General features: G+C 68.3%; 19 protein-coding genes. 11 read left to right on the top strand and 8 right to left on the bottom strand.

Features of this window, described 5'->3' with window-relative positions; genetic code table 11:
* The 7 genes from PLC66_RS13480 to PLC66_RS13510 all read right to left on the bottom strand — a co-directional run bounded on the left by PLC66_RS13480 (position 1) and on the right by PLC66_RS13510 (position 5,912).
* On the bottom strand, positions 1-714 hold the full coding sequence (locus PLC66_RS13480) for an electron transport complex subunit E (RefSeq protein ID WP_324541243.1): 714 nt from the start codon (positions 712-714) through the stop codon (positions 1-3).
* Positions 711-1,385, bottom strand: a complete 675-nt coding sequence (locus tag PLC66_RS13485; RefSeq protein WP_324541245.1) for an RnfABCDGE type electron transport complex subunit G — start codon at positions 1,383-1,385, stop codon at positions 711-713. The genes PLC66_RS13480 and PLC66_RS13485 overlap by 4 nt, the downstream gene beginning before the upstream one ends.
* A complete protein-coding gene (locus PLC66_RS13490) occupies positions 1,382-2,398 on the bottom strand; it encodes an RnfABCDGE type electron transport complex subunit D (protein WP_324541246.1) in 1,017 nt (338 codons plus the stop codon). Before PLC66_RS13490 ends, PLC66_RS13485 begins: the two co-directional genes overlap by 4 nt.
* 7 nt (positions 2,399-2,405) lie before the next feature.
* Positions 2,406-4,115, bottom strand: coding sequence for an electron transport complex subunit RsxC (rsxC, locus tag PLC66_RS13495; RefSeq protein ID WP_324541248.1), 1,710 nt, complete (start codon positions 4,113-4,115; stop codon positions 2,406-2,408).
* Positions 4,112-4,663, bottom strand: coding sequence for an electron transport complex subunit RsxB (gene rsxB / locus PLC66_RS13500; protein ID WP_324541250.1), 552 nt, complete (start codon positions 4,661-4,663; stop codon positions 4,112-4,114). The genes rsxC and rsxB overlap by 4 nt, the downstream gene beginning before the upstream one ends.
* 13 nt (positions 4,664-4,676) lie before the next feature.
* Positions 4,677-5,261 (bottom strand): electron transport complex subunit RsxA, encoded by a 585-nt coding sequence (gene rsxA, locus PLC66_RS13505; protein ID WP_324541252.1) that lies wholly within the window; start codon positions 5,259-5,261, stop codon positions 4,677-4,679.
* Positions 5,262-5,363: 102 nt separating this feature from the next.
* Complete coding sequence (locus PLC66_RS13510) at positions 5,364-5,912, bottom strand: NUDIX hydrolase (RefSeq protein WP_324541254.1); 549 nt, start codon at positions 5,910-5,912, stop codon at positions 5,364-5,366.
* Positions 5,913-6,070: 158 nt separating this feature from the next.
* On the opposite strand from PLC66_RS13510, the gene PLC66_RS13515 reads away from it, so the two are divergent.
* The 11 genes from PLC66_RS13515 (at position 6,071) to PLC66_RS13565 (ending at position 18,392) form a co-directional block, all read left to right on the top strand.
* Positions 6,071-8,014 (top strand): GGDEF domain-containing response regulator, encoded by a 1,944-nt coding sequence (locus PLC66_RS13515; protein WP_324541255.1) that lies wholly within the window; start codon positions 6,071-6,073, stop codon positions 8,012-8,014.
* The gene (locus PLC66_RS13520; RefSeq protein WP_324541257.1) at positions 8,014-9,765 is read left to right on the top strand and encodes a putative bifunctional diguanylate cyclase/phosphodiesterase; all 1,752 of its coding nucleotides are present in this window, start codon (positions 8,014-8,016) and stop codon (positions 9,763-9,765) included. Before PLC66_RS13515 ends, PLC66_RS13520 begins: the two co-directional genes overlap by 1 nt.
* 148 nt (positions 9,766-9,913) lie before the next feature.
* Positions 9,914-10,231, top strand: coding sequence for a flagellar transcriptional regulator FlhD (flhD, locus tag PLC66_RS13525; RefSeq protein WP_324541310.1), 318 nt, complete (start codon positions 9,914-9,916; stop codon positions 10,229-10,231).
* 10 nt (positions 10,232-10,241) lie between these two features.
* Positions 10,242-10,805, top strand: a complete 564-nt coding sequence (gene flhC, locus PLC66_RS13530; protein ID WP_324541259.1) for a flagellar transcriptional regulator FlhC — start codon at positions 10,242-10,244, stop codon at positions 10,803-10,805.
* A 209-nt stretch (positions 10,806-11,014) separates the two neighbouring features.
* The gene (motA, locus tag PLC66_RS13535) at positions 11,015-11,869 is read left to right on the top strand and encodes a flagellar motor stator protein MotA (protein WP_324541312.1); all 855 of its coding nucleotides are present in this window, start codon (positions 11,015-11,017) and stop codon (positions 11,867-11,869) included.
* 78 nt (positions 11,870-11,947) lie between these two features.
* Positions 11,948-12,946, top strand: coding sequence for a flagellar motor protein MotB (gene motB / locus PLC66_RS13540; protein WP_324541261.1), 999 nt, complete (start codon positions 11,948-11,950; stop codon positions 12,944-12,946).
* Positions 12,947-13,039: 93 nt separating this feature from the next.
* Positions 13,040-14,008 (top strand): chemotaxis protein, encoded by a 969-nt coding sequence (locus PLC66_RS13545; protein WP_324541263.1) that lies wholly within the window; start codon positions 13,040-13,042, stop codon positions 14,006-14,008.
* Between the two features lie 10 nt (positions 14,009-14,018).
* Positions 14,019-14,978 carry a chemotaxis protein gene (locus tag PLC66_RS13550; protein ID WP_324541265.1) on the top strand — a complete coding sequence of 320 codons (960 nt, stop codon included), beginning with the start codon at positions 14,019-14,021 and terminating at the stop codon, positions 14,976-14,978.
* Between the two features lie 35 nt (positions 14,979-15,013).
* The gene (cheY, locus tag PLC66_RS13555; protein WP_324541267.1) at positions 15,014-15,412 is read left to right on the top strand and encodes a chemotaxis response regulator CheY; all 399 of its coding nucleotides are present in this window, start codon (positions 15,014-15,016) and stop codon (positions 15,410-15,412) included.
* 32 nt (positions 15,413-15,444) lie between these two features.
* Positions 15,445-16,341: a protein phosphatase CheZ gene (cheZ, locus tag PLC66_RS13560; RefSeq protein ID WP_324541268.1), complete on the top strand. Its 897-nt coding sequence runs from the start codon at positions 15,445-15,447 to the stop codon at positions 16,339-16,341.
* Positions 16,342-16,421: 80 nt separating this feature from the next.
* Positions 16,422-18,392 (top strand): chemotaxis protein CheA, encoded by a 1,971-nt coding sequence (locus PLC66_RS13565; protein WP_324541270.1) that lies wholly within the window; start codon positions 16,422-16,424, stop codon positions 18,390-18,392.
* Positions 18,393-18,425: 33 nt separating this feature from the next.
* Here the strand turns inward: PLC66_RS13565 and tal are convergent, their stop codons facing one another.
* On the bottom strand, positions 18,426-19,502 hold the full coding sequence (tal, locus tag PLC66_RS13570) for a transaldolase (RefSeq protein ID WP_324541271.1): 1,077 nt from the start codon (positions 19,500-19,502) through the stop codon (positions 18,426-18,428).
* Positions 19,503-19,562 lie beyond the last annotated feature (60 nt).

Below are 19,562 nucleotides of genomic sequence, written 5' to 3' on the forward strand. Positions count from 1 at the left end.
TCAGCCTGCCGCCGCCGGCTCGGCCTCGCCTTCGGTCCTGGGTGCGGGCGCCGTGGGCGGCGGGCTGCGGCGCGCCCTCGCGGCAAGGCGGGCGTTGATCATGTTGAACACCGCGATCAGCACGCCCAGCGCGAAGAAGGCGCCGGGCGGCAGGATGGCGACGAGGAAGCCGGGGTAGTCGTCGCCGAACACCGACCACGCCTGGGCGCCGGGGATGATCATGTCGATACCCGAGAACAGGGTGCCGGCGCCGAGCAGCTCGCGGATGCCGCCGAGCACGCCCAGCACCCACACCAGGCCGATGCCCATCATGACCCCGTCCACGGTGGAGGTGAGCGGGTCGTTCTTGGCCGCATAGGCCTCGACGCGGGCGAGCACGATGCAGTTGGTGACGATGAGCGGGATGAAGATGCCCAGCACCAGGTAGAGGTCGTGGAAATAGGCGTTGAAGGCCAGGTCGACCATCGTCACCAGCGAAGCGATGATGAGGATGAAGACCGGGATGCGGATCTCGTAAGGGATGAAGTTGCGCAGCGCCGATACCGCCAGGTTGGCCACCGTCATCACCAGCACGGTGGCCATGCCCAGGCTCACCGCATTGACCAGGGTGGTGCTGACGGCGAGGATGGGGCACAGGCCGAGCAACTGGGCGAGCCCGGGGTTCTGCTTCCACAGGCCGTTCCAGGAGATGTCGCGAAACTGTTGCGGGCTCATGAGTCGTCTCCGAGCAGGCTGCCGGCAGGGGCAGCGAAGAGCGCGTCCATGCGCTCTGCGGCAAAGGCGGTGCTGTGGCCGACGGCGCGGGTGACGGCGCGCGCGCTGATGGTGGCGCCGGCGCGGTAGTCGAAGCTGCCGCCGTCCTTGCGCACCGTCCATTCGGCGGTGTTGACCGCGGCCCAGCTGGCGCCGGCGAACTGGGCGATCCAGGGCGAATCCTTGCGGCGGTCCTTCCTGGGATCGATGTAGTCGCCCAGGCCGGGGGTCTCCTTGTGCTCGGTCACGCGCACGCCGGACAGGCGGCCGTCGCGCTGTACCGCAACCACCAGGCCGATGCGACCGGCGTAGCCGTCGGTCGCCGCGCCCTCGATGATCAGCGCCACCGGTTCACCCGCCTTGCGCGCGCGCCATACGCGCCCGCCGGCCTCCATGCCGATCTGCGGCGCCGGCCCGAAGCGCACGACGTCGTCGAGCAGGGCGTTGTCGTAGCTGCCTGGTGGCAGCACCTCGGCGAGCAGGCGCATCTGTGCGTCCTGCTTCGAGGCCTCGATGGCGGGGCGGGTGACGCGGTAGGTCGAGGACATCAGCGCGGTAAACAGCAGCGTGAACAGCACCATGATGGCGCTGGTGCGCAGCGAGGTCCGGGTGGCGGTGTAGCGGCCGCTCATTTGCCTGCCTCCCCGGCCTCGTCGCGATGGCCGAAGACCCGCGGCTGTGTCTTCATGTCGAGCAGCGGCACGCACATGTTCATCAGCAGCACCGCGAAGGCGATGCCGTCGGGATAGGCGCCGAAGCTGCGGATGAGCCACACGATGAGGGCGATGCCGGCGGCGAACACGAGCTTGCCGCGCGGCGTGGTGGCGCCCGATACCGGGTCGGTGACGATGAAGAAGGCCGCGAGCAGGGCGCCACCGCTGGCCAGGTGGAACAGCGGCGAGGCGAAGTGGGCGGGTTCGATGAGCCAGAACACCCCGGCAATGGCGACCAGCGTGCCGAGGAAGGCGACCGGCATGTGCCAGGTGATGATGCGGGTGGCGAGCAGGAAGAGGCCGCCGACCAGGTAACCGAGCCCGACCCATTCCCATTCGCGCCCGCCTACCAGGCCAAAGGCACTGCCCTGCATCACCGAACCCACGCTGGCGCCTTCGGCCCGCAGCCCGGTGCGCAGCGCGTCGAGCGCGGTGGCGCCGGTGATGGCGTCCAGGTCGCGGGCGCCGCCGAGGATGAGGCCGAGCTGGGAGGCGAAATCGAGCTGGCCGGGCGCGGGCCACTGCGACATCAGCGCCGGGAAGGCAACGATCATCGTGCAGTAGGCGACCATCGCCGGGTTGAAGGGGTTCTGCCCCAGCCCACCGTAGAGGTGCTTGACGGCGACGATGGCCACCAGCACGGCCGATACCGTGAGCCACCACGGCGCGATGCTCGGCAGGCTGAGCGCGACCAGCCAGGCGGTGACGACGGCGGAGAGGTCGCCGAGCGCGATGCCGACCGGCCGCCGGCGCAGCCACAACACGAGCGCCTCGGCGAGCAGCGCGGCGAGGGTGGCGAGCACGAGGTTGACGAGGATGCCGGTGCCGATCTTCCACGCGTAGGCGGCGATGCCGGGCAGCAGGGCGAGCAGGACGAGGCCCATCGTGCGTTGCACGCTGACCGGTTTGCGGACGTAGGGTGAATGGATCATTGAGGGCTCAGGGTCTGGGCTCGTCAGCGGCGGCGGCCGCGGCCGGGCCCGCGTCGGTGCGCGGGGCCGCCACCCCGTCGGCGCCCGCCAGGGCCTTGCGGCGTGCCTCGATGTCCGCGATCTCGGCCTGCGTCTCGGGGCTGAGGTTGTCGGTGTTCTGCGGCTTGACCTCGGCCTTCTGGGCCTTGGCGCGCGCCAGGGCGGCCGCGATCAAGGCCTTCTTGGGGTCTTCGGCAGCCGGCGCGGGCTCGGCGGCTGCGGCATCGCTCCCCGCCTCGGCGAGCTTGGCCCGCGTCTCGGCCGCCTTGGCGGCGAGCTTGGCGGCCTTCTCGGCCTTCTCGCGCTCCTGGCGGAAGTTGCGGAATTCGAAGCGCTCGCGCGCCTGGTCGGCGGCGGCCTTGTCGCGCTCGCGTGCCCAGATCTCGCTCTTGGAGAAGCGGAAGTAATCGACCAGCGGGATGTGCGAGGGGCACACGTAGGCGCAGCAGCCGCATTCGATGCAGTCGAAGAGGTGGTATTCCTGCGCCTTGCCGAAGTTCTTCGAGCGCCCGAACCAGTACAGCTCGAAGGGCTGCAGTTCGGCCGGGCAGGCCTTGGCGCACTCGGTGCAGCGGATGCAGGGCTGCTCGGGCGGCGGTGGCGGAAACAGCTTGGGCGAGGCGGCGATGATGCAGTTGCTGCCCTTGACGATGGGCACGTCCAGGCGCGGCAGCGCGAAGCCCATCATCGGACCGCCCATGATGCGGCGGTCGGTGTCGGGTTTCGGACGCGCCAGCGGCAGCAGCTCCTCGATCGGGGTGCCGATCAGCACCTCCCAGTTGCCGGCATCCTCGACGTTGCCGGTGAGGGTGACGATGCGGCTCAGCAGCGGCTCGCCATGGGCGATGGCGCGATACACCGCGTGCGCGGTGCCGACGTTGAAGCACTGCACGCCGAAGTCGGCGCCGAGCTTGCCGTAGGGGATCTCGATGCCGGTCAGCACGCGGATGAGCTGCTTCTCGCCGCCCGCCGGATAGAGCGAGGGGATGGGCACGATGCGCACGCCGTGGCCGGAGGCGGCTGCGGCTTCCTGCATCGCGGCGATCGCCTCGGGCTTGTTGTCCTCGATGCCGACCACCATCTCGCGCGCGCCGATGAGCTCGCGCAGGATCACCGCCCCGGCCAGGATGTCGGCTGCGCGCTCGCGCATGAGGCGGTCGTCGCAGGTGATCCAGGGCTCGCATTCGCCGCCGTTGAGGATCAGGGTCTCGATGCCGGCGCCCTTGCCGAGCTTGACGTGGCTGGGGAAGCTGGCGCCGCCCAGACCGACGATGCCGCACTCGCGCAGCCAGGCGAGCGATTCCTCGCGACTGGTGCCGTGGTAGTCGAAGGGCGCATGCTCGATCCAGCGTTCCTCGCCGTCGGGCTCGATCACCACGCAACGCGTCCGCAGGCCGGAGGCATGGGCCATGGTGTAGGGGCCGAAGTCGACCACGGTGCCCGAGGTCGGGGCGTGCACCGCGGTGCCGAGCAGGCCTTCGGGTTCGCCGATGCGCTGGCCCTTGAGCACCTTCTGCCCGACCTCGACGATGCAGGTGGCGGTGGCGCGCGTGCTCTGGCGCAGCGGAACGATCAGGCGCGAGGGCAGGGGCGCGCGCCGGATCGGGGCACTGGCCGACTCATCCTTGTGGGCTGCCGGCTTGATGCCGCCATGGAACTTGAACAGGCGCCCGATCATGCCGCCTTCCTGATTTCGACCACGGGGTATTTCCATTTCCAGGTCTGTACGGTGTCGGCCACCGGCACCATGGCGATGCAGTCGACCGGACAGGGCGCGACACAGAGCTCGCAGCCGGTGCACAGGGGCTCGACCACGGTGTGCATCTGCTTGGCGGCACCGACGATGGCATCGACCGGGCAGGCCTGGATGCACAGCGTGCAGCCGATGCAGGTCTGCTCGTCGATGACGGCGACCGACTTGGGCTTCTCGACGCCGTGCTCTTCGGACAGCGGCTTGAACTCGCGGCCGAGCAGGTCGGCCAGCTTGCGCACGCCCTCATCGCCGCCCGGCGGGCACTGGTTGATGTCGGCCTCGCCGTTGGCGATGGCCTGGGCGTAGGGTTTGCAACCGGGAAAGCCGCACTGGCCGCACTGGGTCTGCGGCAGGATGGCGTCGATCTTCTCGACCAGCGGGTCGCCTTCGACGCGAAAGCGGATCGCCGCATAGCCGAGCGCGGCACCGAGCACGATGGCGATGCCGGCCATGACGAGGAGGGCAGTGAGCATGCGCGTGCGATCCTCAGTGGAAGCGGTCGAGGCCGGCAAAACCCATGAAGGCCAGGCTCATGAAGCCGGCGGTGATCATGGCGATGGCCGTACCCTTGAACGGCAGCGGCACGTCGGCGCCGTCCAGGCGCTCGCGGATGCCGGCGAACAGCACCAGCGCCAGCGTGAAGCCGACCGAGGAGCCGAAACCGAACAGCAGCGACTCGAGCAGGTTGTGGCGCATGCCGACGTTGAGCAGCGGCACCCCGAGCACCGCGCAGTTGGTGGTGATGAGCGGCAGGTAGATGCCCAGCACCTGGTGCAGCAAGGGGCTGGTCTTCTGGATGACGAGCTCGGTGAGCTGGACGATCGCGGCAATGACGACGATGAAGGACAGCGTGCGCAGGTAGCCCAGCTCGAAGGGCTGCAGCAGGTAGTGGTCGATCAGGTAGCTGGTGCCCGCGCCCAGCGTCAGCACGAAGGTGGTGGCCGCACCCATGCCGATCGCCGTCTCGAGCTTCTTGGACACGCCCATGAAGGGGCACAGCCCGAGAATGCGGACGAGGACGACGTTGTTCACCAGAACGGCGCTGATGACGACGAAAATGTAGCTGGTCATGATCCGCAGGCGGGAAGGAATCCCGAGATTATCCTCTGCACGGCAGGGGGGCTCAACCCTGATGCCTGCATAGTCTTGGAGAGTGTTGCGGCATTGCAGCAATCAGCGCCAATCCGGCGGCGGCGGGCCGAGGCTGGCGGTGTGCACCTGCCAGTGGCCGGTGCGACGGTCGGCGAAGAAATGACGCAGGCTCATGGAGATCGAGCGGAACGCGATCTGCTCCCAGGGGATGTCCTCCTCGCGGAACAGTGCAACCTCGAGCGATTCCTCGCCCGGGCGAAAATCCAGGTCGAGCAGGCGGGCCCGATAGACGATGTGCACCTGGCTGATGTGCGGCACGTCGATCAGGGTATACAGCTCGCCGACCTCGATGCGCGCGCAGGCTTCTTCGAGGGTTTCGCGCGCCGCCGCCTGGGCGGTCGTTTCCTCGTTTTCCATGAAACCGGCGGGCAGGGTCCACATGCCGTAGCGTGGCTCGATGGCACGCCGGCACAGCAGCACGCGATCCTCCCACACCGGCAGGGCGCCGACGACGACCTTCGGGTTCTGGTAATGGATCGTGCCGCAGTGTTCGCAAACATGGCGCGGCAGGGTATCGCCCGGCGGGATGCGGAAGGCGACGGCGCCGCCGCAGGTGGAACAGAATTTCATGGCGGGTAACGTGAGGTTTTCGCCGATTCTAGCCTGCTTTCGCTTGCCCTCCTGTACGCAAGCGTTAAAGAATCGCGCCTCGCCGCCGTTATGACGAAGATACCTCGTCGTGCGTGCGCAGGGCCGACAGGGAGTCACCAGACCACATTGGGGAGTGCATGGCACAGCCGATCGACATGAAGCGCTTCGCCCAGCTCAAGGCCGCGGGGGATCTGCCGTCGCCGCGCGGCGTTGCGATCGCGATCATTCGCCTGACGCAGTCGGCCGACGTGTCGATGGCCGAGCTCGGCCGCGTGATCAAGGGCGACCCGGCCTTCGTTGGCCGCCTGGTCAAGGCGGCCAACGGACTGGTGGCGGAGAACCGGCGCGCCGTGGTGTCGGTGCAGGAGGCCCTGATGGTCATGGGCCTGCCCGCGGTGCGCACGATGGCGCTGGGCTTTTCCCTGCTGTCGCATTACCGCAAGGGCGGTTGCGCGGGCTTCGACTACCCGCGTTTCTGGTCCTCGTCGCTGCTCATGGCGCTGGCGATGCAGGCACTGATGCAGCGCGTGCGGGTTGCGGCGCCCGACGAGGCCTTCAGCCTGGGGCTGCTGGCGCGGGTGGGCGAACTCGCGCTCGCCACCCTCTATCCCGATGCGTTCTCGCGTCTGCTCGCCGAGATCAAGCGCGCCCCCGGGCTGCAGCAGGTGGCGCTCGAGGATCAGGCCTTCGCCATGAACCATCGCGAGCTCGGCGCCGCCATGCTGCTCGACTGGGGCCTGCCCGAGGCCCTGGTGCAGCCGGTGCGCTTTCATGAGAGCCCCGAGCTGGCGGGCTACGCCGAGGGTTCGCGCGAGTCCGGGCTGGTGCAGTGCCTGGTGCTGTCGCGCGCGATCGCGCAGTTGTGCCTTGCGCCGGTCGCCGAGCAGGAACGCCTGATGCCCGTGATGCTGCGCCTGTCGAGCCGGCTCGGCCTTGGCCGTGGCGAGTTCATCAACCTGTGCGATCGCGTCGGTCGCGATTGGGGCGAATGGGGCAAGCTGCTGCAGATTCGCACCGAGACCGTGCCTCGCTTCGGCGAACTCGGCGGCGATGCAGCGCTGGCCGATGCCGCCGGGGCGGACGAGACGGCCGGCGGCGAGCCCGGTGCCGCCGTGATGCCCGCGCTGGTGGTGGTGCGCGACGCCGCGGCGCGTGCCGTGTTGAGCGCCGAGCTGAAGGCGGCAGGACTGAAGGTGTTCGAGGCTGCCTCGGCGCAAGCGGCGCTCGAGCTCGCCATCGACGTGCAGCCGCAGATGGTGCTGGTGGACTGGGTCTCGCCTTCGGGCAGCGAGGGCGAGAAGCTGGTGCGGGGGTTGCGCGATCTGCGCCTCGGGCGCTGCATGCACATCCTGGCCATCCTGCCGCGGGAGGACGATGCGCTGCTGCTGGCGGCGGCCGCGGCCGGCGCCGACGACTTCGCCGTGCTGCCCCTGCGCGGTGCGGCGCTCGGCGTTCGCCTGCGGTCCTGCCTGCGCATGCTGGCCCTGCAGCACGAGCTCGAGCATGAGCGCGAGGAGCTGCGCAACTTCGCCGCCGAGCTCGCGATCTCGAATCGCCGCCTGCAGGAGGCCGCCCTGACCGACCCGCTGACCGGTCTGCCCAACCGTCGCCACGCCCTCGAGTCCATGCAGATGGAGTGGGCCGCGGCGGCGCGGCACGGTCGCCCGCTGGCGGCCATGATCATCGATCTGGATGCCTTCAAGGCGATCAACGACACCTATGGCCACGATGTCGGCGACATCGCCCTGCGGCAGTCGGCCGAATTGCTGCGCGAGGCCTTGCGGGCGCAGGACGTGATCTGCCGCACCGGCGGCGACGAGTTCCTCGTCATCTGTCCCGATACCGACCTGCGCGCGGCGATGACCGTCGCCGAGCGCCTGCGTGTCGCGGCCGAGTCACGGCTGATCGACACCGGCGGGCCGCAGCTGGAGATGACGGTGAGCATCGGCATCGCCGAGCGCGAGGCGGAGATGGCCAATGTCGATGCGCTGATCAAGGTGGCCGACCAGGGGGCGTATGTTGCCAAGCAGCAGGGTCGCAATCGCGTCGTTGCGCTCCAGGCCGGCAGGGCGGCGACGTGATGCGATCGGCGCCGGGTGATGCGCTGGCAATGCCCGAGCGCGGCTCGACGCCGAGGGTGCTGATCGTCGATGACTGTGAGGACGACGCGCTGCGCGTCGAGGCCGAACTGGCTCGCCGTGGCATGCGATTGTCGTGGATGCGGGTCGACAATGCGATCGACATGGCGGCCGCGCTCGCGACGACGGCGTGGGACCTCGTCCTGTGCGATCACACCCTGCGGGCCTTCGACTGCCGGCGCGCGCTGACGGTGCTGCAGCGTAGCGGCAGGGATCTGCCCTTCATCCTGCACTCGGGCCGCATGACGCCGAGCGAGGGTGTCGGGGCGATGTACGAGGGGGCGCGCGACTTCGTCGTCAAGGGCGACCATGCGCGCCTGCTCGCGGTCATCGAGCGCGAACTGCTCGCCCAGGCCGACCGTGCCGCCGTGCGCCGGGCCGAGGACCGAATTCGCGAGTTGAGCCTGTTCGACGGGCTCAGCCAGTTGTCCAATCAGGCCCATTTCTGTGCCCGGGTCGCCGATTGGCTTGCATGCCGCGAGCGCAGCGGCCGCAATACCGGCGCGACCCTGATCGTGTTCGACCTCGATCGCTTCATGCGGGTCAACGTCGGCTTCGGCTATGAGGTCGGCACCGAGGTCCTGCGCGAGCTCGGCCGGCGGCTGGTGGAGGTCGTGCCGCCGAGCGCGATGCTGGCACGGCTGTGCGGCGACCGCTTCGGCGTGTTCGTGCCGGGCGTGGTCGACGAGGGCCAGGCCGAACTGCTGGCGCGCTGCCTGCTGCGCGTCCCCGAGCGACCCTTCGCCAGCGTGCCTGGCGGCCTGACGCTGAATGCGAGCGTCGGCGTCGCGCTGCTCGATGCCGGCCACGTCCCTGCCGTCGATGCGCTGATGCAGGCCGAGGTGGCGTTGGCCGAGGCCAAACGCGCGGGCGGCAATTGCGTGCGCATTCATCGTGAAGCCCAGAGCCGGGCGTCGGCCTTCGCGCTGGCGCTCGAGCGGGATTTGCGCTCGGCGCTGGCCCGCAACGAACTGCGCCTGCACTACCAGCCCATCGTCGGTGCCGCGAGCTGTCACGCCCGCGGCGCCGAGGCCCTGCTGCGCTGGCAGCACCCGGTGCACGGTTTGCTCGGTCCCGACCGCTTCATTGCGCTCGCGGACGAGACCGGCCTCATCGCCGACATCGGCGCATGGGTGCTGGCCGAGGCCTGCATGCAGGGCAAGCGCTGGCACCGTGCGGGGCTGGCGGATTTCGAGATGTCGGTGAATGTGTCCGCAGTGCAGTTCGTGCAGCCCGGCCTCTACGCTCAGGTGGAGGCGGCGCTGGCGCGAAGTGGCTTCCCGGCCTCGTGTCTCGTGCTCGAGATCACCGAAAGCTCGCTGATGAGCGACTGCGAGCACGCGGCGCGCTGCCTGCGAGCCTTGAAGGCCCTGGGCCTGCGCATCGCCATCGACGACTTCGGCACCGGCTATTCCTCGCTCGCCTACCTGCGCCGGCTGCCGATCGATGTGATCAAGATCGATCGCGCGCTGGTGAGCGACGTTGATCGCGACGACGATGCCAGCGCGATCGTGCGCGCGGCCCTCGCGATGGCGCACAGTCTGCGCCTGCGGGTGGTGGCCGAGGGGGTGGAGACGGCGGCGCAGGAGATACTGCTGCAGGCCTCGCACTGCGACGCGCTGCAGGGATTCCGCTATGGCCGTCCGCTGGTTGCCGACGCCTTCCGCTTCGGCTCGCTGACGCCCGATCGGTGACCGTTGCCACCGAGTGCAGTGGGGCTCTGTTGCTGCAAGGCCACAGGTGCTGTGTCAAAAAGCACGGTTCCGGTGATTCTGTAACTTGCCGTTGCTGAGAATTTACTTTAACTTCAGTGTCATTGATCCCTGAAGGGGATTGGAAACCATGGATCGTCCAGACTTCCAGGCCGAAATTCGCGAACTGAATCTCGCCTACCTGATGCTCGCCCAGCAGATGCTTCGCAGTGACCGGGCGACGGCCCTGTTCCGGCTCGGCATCGGTGACGGCCTGGCCGATCTGATCCAGTCCATGTCGGCGGCAAAGCTGGTGCGCATGGCGAGCAGCCAGATGTTGATCCCCTGCTTTCGTTTCGACGACGCACAACTGGCCCGGTTGATGGCGGGCGAGGGGCGCGATGCCACCAGCGCAAGCCTGCACGCGGCGATCCTCGCCGCGGGCAAGGCTGCCGAAGAAGCGGCCTGAGGAGGCCCTGATGAAGAACAAGACCGTCATCGCAGAGGCAGAGGACGTTCGACTCGCAGTCGAAATGGTCCAGCTCGGCGCGCGCATGCAGATGCTCGAGGTCGAGACGCGCCTCAGCCGCGAGAAGCTGCTCAAGATCTACAAGGAGGTGCGTGGCGTCTCGCCGCCCAAGGGCATGCTGCCGTTCTCGACCGACTGGTTCATGACCTGGCAGCCCAACGTGCATTCCTCGCTGTTCATGGGTTTCCATCGCTTCTTCAGCGGTCGCGGCGGGGTGCAGGGCCTTGAGGCGACGCTGAAGTCCTACCACCTCTACCTCGATCACATCGAGGGCGCGGCGATGGAACCGGTACTGAGCCTGACCCGGGCGTGGACCCTGGTGCGCTTCTTCGACGCCGACCTGCTGCAGTTGAGCGCCTGCACCTGCTGTGGCGGGCAGTTCGTCGCCCATGCCCACGATCCGGTGCATGCCTACGTGTGTGGCCTGTGCAACATGCCCTCGCGTGCCGGCTCCTCGCGCAAGAAGACCGCGCGCAAGGCGGTGTCGCGCACCCGGCAGCTGGTGCCGGCCTGAGACCGGCGCGACGCAAGCCAAGCCCCGCATCGCCTGACATGGGCCGCACTGGAGACAGCGCGGCCCATGTCTTTTGGGCGCCCCCGTGCGCGGGCGATGGGCAGGGTTCAAGTTTTGCCGGGACCGGTCGTTAAGACCGTCAGATGCTGCAACTCCGCGGCCTGCTGTGTGGCAGGCCGGGTTCGCGGCCGACCCTTCTGGAGTCACTGGTGTTCCTGATCATTGGTTACGTTATCGTGCTGCTGGCATCGCTCGGTACCTACGCGATGCACGGCAGCCTGCTGGCCCTGTGGGTGCCGCTCGAGTACGTCGCGATCTTCGGCCTGATGATCGGCGGCTTCGTCGCCGGCAACGGGCCGAAGGCGATCAAGGCCACCCTCAAGGGGCTGCCGATGGCGCTCAAGGGCTCGCGCTACAACAAGGCCTTGTACGTCGATCTGCTCGCGCTGCTGTTCGAGATCCTGGCCAAGGTGCGCAAGGAAGGACTGATGTCGATCGAGAACGACATCGAGAACCCGGAGGCCAGCCCGATCTTCTCCAAGTATCCGAGCGTGACGGCGGACCACCACGCAGTGGAGTTCATGACCGACTACCTGCGCATGATGGTGGGCGGCAACCTCAATGCGTTCGAGATCGAGAACCTCATGGACATGGAGATCGAGACCCATCACCAGGAGGCGCATCAGGCGCCCCACATCGTGGCCAAGGTCGCCGACGCCGTGCCCGCGTTCGGCATCGTGGTCGCCGTGATGGGGGTGGTGAACGTGATGGGGTCGGTCGGCCAGCCGCCGGCCGTGCTGGGCAAGATGATCGGTGGCGCGCTGGTCGGTACATTCCTCGGCATCCTGGTCTCCTATGGCTTCGTCTCCCCGCTCGCCAGCCAGCTCGAGCAGAAGGTGGAGGAGAGCGGCAAGATCTATCAGGTGATCAAGGTCGTGCTACTGGCGAGCATGAATGGCTACGCGCCTCAGGTTGCGGTCGAGTTCGGGCGCAAGGTGCTGTACGCCACCGACCGCCCGGGCTTTACCGAGCTCGAGCAAGAAATCAAGAACCGCAAGGGCTGAGGCGCGCATGAAGCCAGTTGGAGCGACGCTTTGGGCGGCTGAGCCGACGCACCCGGGCGGGACAGGGAGGAGCGCGCCGTGAGCGACGACACCCAGCAGCCGATTGTCGTCAAACGCATCAAGAAGGGCGGCGGCGGCCACCACGGCGGTGCATGGAAGATCGCGTACGCCGACTTCGTGACCGCGATGATGGCCTTCTTCCTGCTGATGTGGCTGCTTGGCTCGACCGCGCAGGGTGACCTCGAGGGCATTGCCGACTATTTCCAGAACCCCCTCAAGATGACGCTCGAAGGCGGCAGCGGCACCGGCGACAGCTCGAGCATCATCAAGGGCGGTGGCGAGGATCTGACGCGTTCGGTGGGGCAGGTCAAGCGTGGCGATGTGCCGAGCACGCGTTCGATCAACTTCGAGGCAGCCTCGCGCGGAGCGCAGAACGTCGATGAGATGGACCTTGCGCGCATCGCCCAGCGCCGCGAGCGGGCGCGCCTGATCGACCTCAAGGGCAAGCTCGAGGCGATCATCGAGGCCAACCCCTCGCTGCGCCAGTTCAAGAACCAGATCCTGCTCGACATCATCAGCGAGGGCCTGCGCATCCAGCTCATCGATGCGCAGAACCGGCCGATGTTCACCTCGGCGAGCGCCGACCTGCGCCCCTACACGCGCGAGTTGTTGCGCGAGATCGCCCGTGCGCTCAATGACGTCGACAACCGCATCAGCATGTCCGGGCACACCGATTCGGCGCAGTACTCCGGCGGCGAGCGCGGCTTTTCCAACTGGGAGCTGTCGTCCAACCGGGCCAATGCGGCGCGGCGCGAGCTGGTCGCGGGCGGGCTCGAGCCCGGCAAGCTGCTGCGCGTGCTCGGCCTCGCCGACACCGCGCACCTGAACGCGGACGACCCGCTCGATCCGGCCAACCGCCGCATCAGCATCGTGGTGCTCAACCGCCAGGCGGAAGAGGCCATGCGCAACCCGGGCCGGCAGCTCGACGTCGGCGGGACGGGGGCGCCCGATGGCGATGGACCCCCGGACGTGGGTGGGCCGTCGGTGAGCGACCTCTTCGGCGCGCCGGTGCGCTGAACATCGGTGCTCAAGTAGGGGCGTCGGCGGCCGATATTGACTCCATGGCGCCCGATCCGTGCGCCCGCACGAGACCGTGAAGCGGAAAACAACATGTCCGAACTACTCAAGAACATCGACGCCCGCACCCGGCTGGCAGGAACGAACAAGCTCGAGATCCTGCTGTTCACGCTCGGCGCCGATCCGCGCACCGGCCGGCGCGAGACCTTTGGCATCAATGTCTTCAAGGTACGCGAGGTGATGCGTACGCCGCCCATCACCGCTGCGCCCGAGATGCCAGCGGCGGTGCAGGGCATGGTCAGCCTGCGCGGCGCCCTGGTGCCGGTGGTCGATCTGGGCAGCTACGGCGGCATCGGTGACGACAGCCCGCGCGAGATCATGATCGTCACCGAGTACAACGGCCACACCCAGGGTTTCCTGGTCGAGGCGGTCGACACCATCCTGCGCCTGGACTGGTCGCAGATGCGGGTACCGCCGGAGATGCTGTCAGCCAAGCTCGGCGGCCTGGTGACGGCCGTCACCGAGCTGGCCGACGCGCGCCTGGTGATGATGCTCGACGTCGAAAAGGTGTTGTCCGAGACGTCCAACTACGATGACGAGTTCCTGTTCCGCGACATCACGCCGGTGCCTGGCGCCGACGAGCATGTAGTGTATTTCGCCGACGACTCCTCGGTGGCGCGGCGGCAGATCGTGCAGACCCTGGACGCGATGGGCTTGCGCCACGTCGGCGCGGTCAATGGCCGCCAGGCCTGGGACGAGCTGCGCAAGGTCGCCGCGCATGCCGATGCGAGCGGGCGCAAGGTGTCCGACTTCGTCAGCCTCGTGCTGACCGACGTCGAGATGCCGGAAATGGACGGCTACATGCTCACCCGCCAGATCAAGGCCGACCGGCGCTTTGCCGACATCCCGGTGATCATGCATTCCTCGCTGTCGGGGATGTCGAACCAGCAACTCGGCCGCTCGGTCGGGGTGGACGAATACGTGCCGAAGTTCGAGCCGCAACGCCTGGCACAGACGCTCGTGCGCCGGCTGGGCGCGCACGGCAGCGAGCAAGGCGGCTGAGGAGGCCCGCATGCAGAACACACAGCACGAAGAATGTGCCCTGTTCGACTCCGTCGAGGGCCGTGCCACGCTGGCCGGCTCGAACCGCATGGAGATCCTGCTGTTCTCGCTCGGCACGCGCGAGAACTTCGGCATCAACGTGTTCAAGGTGCGCGAGGTATCGAAGACCCCATTCATCACCCGCACGCCGAACATGCCGGTCGGCGTCGAAGGCCTGATCTCGCTGCGCGGCAACGTCATCCCGGTGCTCGCCCTGGGCCGCATCCTCGATCTCGTGCCGCCTGGCGCGCCGCTGGGCGGGGCGATGATGGTGACCGAGTACAGCAAGCGCACGCTCGGCTTCCTGGTCGACTCGGTCGACCGCATCATCCGCGTGGACTGGGACCGGGTGAGGGCGCCCGAGAACGTCTCCCCCGGCACGCAGAGCTTCATCACCGCGATCACCGAGCTGCCCGACGGCCGGCTGGTGTCCATCCTCGACGTCGAGACCATCCTCGCCAACACCTTTGGTGACGCGGTGGTCGGCAACATTGCGCCGCTCGGCAACGGTCACGAGGTGAACGTCTTCTTCGTCGATGACTCGGCGGTGGCTCGGCGCAAGATCGCCGAGGTGCTCGACAAGCTCGGCGTGCGTCACAAGCATGCGCAGAACGGGCTGGAGGCCTGGAACCGGCTCGACAGCATCGCCACCCATGCCGAGCAGGGCGGGCGGCACGTGATCGACGACATCGACCTGATCATGGTCGATGCCGAGATGCCCGAGATGGATGGTTATGTACTGACCCGCAACATCAAGGCCGACCCCCGCTTCAGCGGCATTCCCGTCGTCATGCACTCCTCGCTGTCGTCCGAGGCCAATCGCGCCATGGGCAAGCGCGTCGGCGTGGATGCCTACGTGGCAAAATTCGACGGCGACGTGCTCGCCGAGACGATTCGGCCCATGTTGCAGCGAGGCCGGCGCGCACCCTGAGCGGCGCGGGCAAGCAATTCCGGAGAACAGAGAAAATGGCCGACCCCAAGATGAAGTTCCTCGTCGTCGATGACTTTTCGACCATGCGTCGCATTGTCCGCAACCTGCTCAAGGAGCTGGGCTACGCGAACGTCGACGAGGCCGAGGACGGCGCGATCGCGCTGCAGAAGTTGAACAGTGCGCCCTTCGATTTCGTCGTCACCGACTGGAACATGCCGAACATGGACGGGCTGGCCCTGCTCCAGACGATCCGGCGCACGCCGCACCTGAAGCACCTGCCGGTGCTGATGATCACCGCCGAGGCGAAGAAGGAGAACATCATCGCCGCGGCCCAGGCCGGGGCGAGCGGCTATGTGGTCAAGCCCTTCACCGCGGCGACGCTGGCGGAGAAGCTGGAAAAGATCTTCGAGAGGATGGGTCGCAGTCCGGCCTGAGTGCCGCTGCCGACGGAATACGGAGCAGGAACATGAGCAAGAGGCCGAAGTTCGACGAGTCCGGCGACTCGGACGAGTTGCAAGCGCTGTTCGACAGCATCGCCGCCGAGCCGGTCGCCGGCCGGCGGCCGCCCCAGGCCGAGCTGGCGGTCCTGCCCGGCGCGCCCGCGAGCGACGACGCGTCCGGCGACAACGACGAGCTGCAGGCCTTGTTCGACGCCGTGGCGATGGAGTCCGGTCAGTTCGGGGACGGGCCGGCGATGATGGCGGCGTCCCGCGCCACCGTGCAGGCACCGGCCGCCGCCGGCGCGGACGAGCAGACCGACTCCGAGGCGGTGTTCCACCGCCTCGGTCATCTCACCCGCCAGGTGCATGACACGCTGCGCGAGCTCGGTCTCGAAGCCACCTTGCAGGAGGCGGCGGAAGCCATTCCCGATGCCCGCCAGCGCCTGCACTACATCGCCCGCATGACCGAGCAGGCCGCCAGCCGCGTACTCAACGCCACCGATGTCGCCCGCCCCATTCAGGACGAGCTCGCCAGCGGCGCCGATGCGCTGGCCGCGCGCTGGGATCGCCTGTATGCCGGCAAGCTGTCGCCGGAGGCGTTTCGCGAGCTGAGCGCCGACACGCGCGGTTTCATCGGCGAGGTCGCCAGCGGCAGCCGTGCCACCAGCGCGCAGCTGCACGAGATCATGATGGCGCAGGACTTTCAGGACCTCACCGGGCAGGTCATCAAGCGCGTGGTGGAACTGGCGCAGATGCTCGAGAGCCAGCTGTTGCAGGTGCTGCTCGAGGCGGCGCCGCCGGCGGTCCGCAGCGAGCGCCATTCCAGCCTGCTCAACGGGCCGGTGATCGATGGCAGCGTCGGCGGGGACGTCCTCAACAACCAGGCCCAGGTCGATGACCTGCTGGAGAGCCTCGGATTCTGAACCCGCCACGACGGGTGCAGGGCATCGAGCGCACGGCCAGGCAGGGCCTGACCGTCGCGCGATCAGGAGCAAGGTGAGTCATGAGTGATTTTGCAGGGATGGAAGAACTGTTGCAGGACTTCCTCGTCGAGGCGGGGGATCTTCTGTCCGGGGTCGACAACAAGCTGGTCGATCTCGAGCGTTCGCCCGATGACCGCAACCTGCTGAACGACATCTTCCGCGGCTTCCACACCATCAAGGGCGGGGCGGGCTTTCTCAGCGCCACCGAGCTGGTCACGCTCTGCCACCTGACCGAGAGCCTGTTCGACAAGCTGCGCAACGCCGAGCTGCGCGTGACCCCCGAGCGCATGGACGTGATCCTGGCGGCGACGGCGGCGGTGCGCGACATGTTCGTCGATCTCGAGCGCGCCACCCAGCCCGGCCCGGCCGATCCCGCCCTGATCGCGAGCCTGCGTGCAGCGATTGCGAATGACGAGGCCGAGGACGGAGCGGCGGCCACGCCGGCCGCGGTCAGTGCCCCTGCAGGCGACGCGGTGAAGGTGCCGCGCCAGGGCGAGCCCGACTGGGACGCGCTGTTCGCCGTGGTCACCGGCGCGACGATCGCCCCTGCTGCTTCGGCGGACGCCATCCCGGTTGCCACGGTGGTTATCGACGCTGCGCAGGCGAGGGCGCCGCGCGCCGATGCCGGGGGCGGCACGAGCCGCCCGGCCGCCGCGGCCGCGCCTTCCGAGGCGAACGACCCCATCGTCAAGGCTGCGCTCGGCCGCCGTGCCACCGACCTGCCCGGCGCCAGCGGGCCCACCGGACGGCGCGACAGCGAGCGCCAGCGCGACAACTCCATCCGCGTCGACACCGCGCGCCTCGATCAGGTGCTGAACCTGTCGGGCGAGATCGGGCTGACCAAGAACCGCCTCAACGCGCTGCGCAGCGACATCCTCAACGGCCGCACCGACACCGAGACGCTGCACGCGCTCGACGTCGCGGTGAGCCAGCTCGACCTGCTCGTCTCCGATCTGCAGAACGCGGTCATGAAGACGCGCATGCAGCCGATCGGCCGCCTGTTCCAGAAGTATCCGCGCATTGCCCGTGACCTTGCCCGCAGCCTGGGCAAGGATGTCGAGCTCGTGCTGGTCGGCGAGGAGACCGAGATCGACAAGACAATGATCGAGGACCTGTCCGACCCGATCATCCATCTCATCCGCAACGCGGTCGACCACGGCATCGAGGACGCCGCGGCGCGCGCGGCCGCAGGCAAGCCGCAGAAGTCGCTGGTGCGCCTCGAGGCGCGCCAGGAAGGTGACCACATCGTCATCATGGTCGCCGACGACGGGCGTGGCATCGATGCCGAGCGGCTGCGCGCGAAGGCGCTCGCCAAGGGCCTCATCAGCGATGAGGAGGCGAGCACGATGGACGACCGTCAGAGCTACAACCTCATCTTCCTGCCCGGATTCTCGATGGCCGAGAAGGTGTCGGACGTGTCCGGGCGCGGGGTGGGCATGGATGTGGTGCGCACCAACATCCAGAAGCTCAACGGCTCGATCGAGATCAAGTCGCAGCTTGGCAAGGGCACGACCCTGCTGATCAACCTGCCGCTGACCCTGGCGATCCTGCCGGTGCTGCTGGTGCGCCTGGGCGAGCAGCCCTTTGCGGTGCCGCTGTCCATGGTGCGCGAGATCCTGCCGATCGTGCCCGAGTCGATCCAGGACGTGGGCGGGCGGGCGACCATGGTGGTGCGTGGCGAGGTGCTGCCGATCGTGCCCTTGTCGTCCCTGCTGGGCTGGCCGCGCGAGCGGGTACCGCAGTACGGGGTGCTGATGCAGGCGGCCGAATGGTCCTTCATCCTCGCCGTCGACAGCTTCGCCGGGCGCGAGGATGCGGTGATCAAGTCGCTCGACGACTTCCGCCCGAAGGGTGTGGCCGGCGTTACGACCCTGTCGAACGGCCAGATCGTGCTGATCCTCGACATGAAGGAGTTGCTCGACACCGGCAGCGAGCAGCGCAGTGTGTCGCGCGACGCCCTGGTAGGGGGCGACGCGTCCGCCCTGTCCTGAGGGCGGGGCGGCAGAGGAGGGTGGGCGTGGGACTCAGGCGGTGAGTTCGAGCAGCGCGGCGAAGGCCTGCTCGAACTGCACGAGTCCTTCTTGCTGCAGGCGCTTGCCGACCGCCTCGAGGTCGATGCCGACTGCGGCGAGCGCGGCGAACTGCGCCTGCGCGAGGTCGACGTCGCGCGCCAGCGTGGGCTCGACCCGGCCATGGTCGCGCAGGGCGTCCAGGGTGGCGTCGGGCAAGGTGTTCACCGTCTCCGCGCCGATCAGCGGCTCGACGTAAAGCAGGTCGCTATAGGCTGGATTCTTGGTGCCGGTGCTGGCCCACAGCATGTACTGGGGGCGGGCGCCCGCCGCGCGCAGGATGGCGAAGCCCTCGCCGTGGAAGCGTGCGAGGTAGCGCTGGTAGGCGAGCCGGGCGAGCGCCACCGCGGTCCGGCCGCGCAGCGCCAGGGCCTCGCCACCCGCCTCCTCGAGCTGTTTGTCCACCAGCGTATCGACGCGCGACAGGAACAGGCTGGCCACCGACATCACGCTCGTGACCTCGCCACCGCCGGCGCGCAGCCGCTCCAGCCCGCGCACATAGGCGGCGGCGACCGCATCGACGTGGCCGAGCGAGAACATCAGCGTGACATTGACGCTGATGCCGGCGCCGATCAGGCCCTCGATCGCCTCCAGGCCAGCAGCCGTGGCCGGCACCTTGATCAGCAGGTTGGGGCGGGCAACCGCGGCCTTCAGCCGCAGGCCGGCCGCGATCGTGGCGGCAGCGTCGTGGGCAAGCGCCGGCGAGACCTCGAGGCTGACGTAGCCCGCGGATCCGCCGCTCTGCGCATGCTGGGGGGCCAGCAGGTCGCAGGCGCGCTGCACATCGGGAATCACCAGCGCCTCGTAGCGCGCCTCGGCGCTCATGGGCTGCTGCTTGAGGCGGGCGAGGTCGTCCTCGTAATAACGCCCGCCGGCGATCGCCTTATGGAAGATGGACGGATTGGTGGTGACCCCGGCCACGCCGTCATCGACGATGAAACGGGCCAGATGGCCGTCGTTGAGCAGGGTGCGGGAGAGATTGTCGAGCCAGATCTGCTGGCCGTGCTGACGTACCTGGAGCAGCGGATTCATCGAGATACCTGGGTGATCGTGAGTGCGCGAGCGCATGAACGGGTTGCAGCCGCGGCGACG

The sequence above is a fragment of the Thauera sp. genome, assembly GCF_035444905.1.
GTDB lineage: Bacteria > Pseudomonadota > Gammaproteobacteria > Burkholderiales > Rhodocyclaceae > Thauera.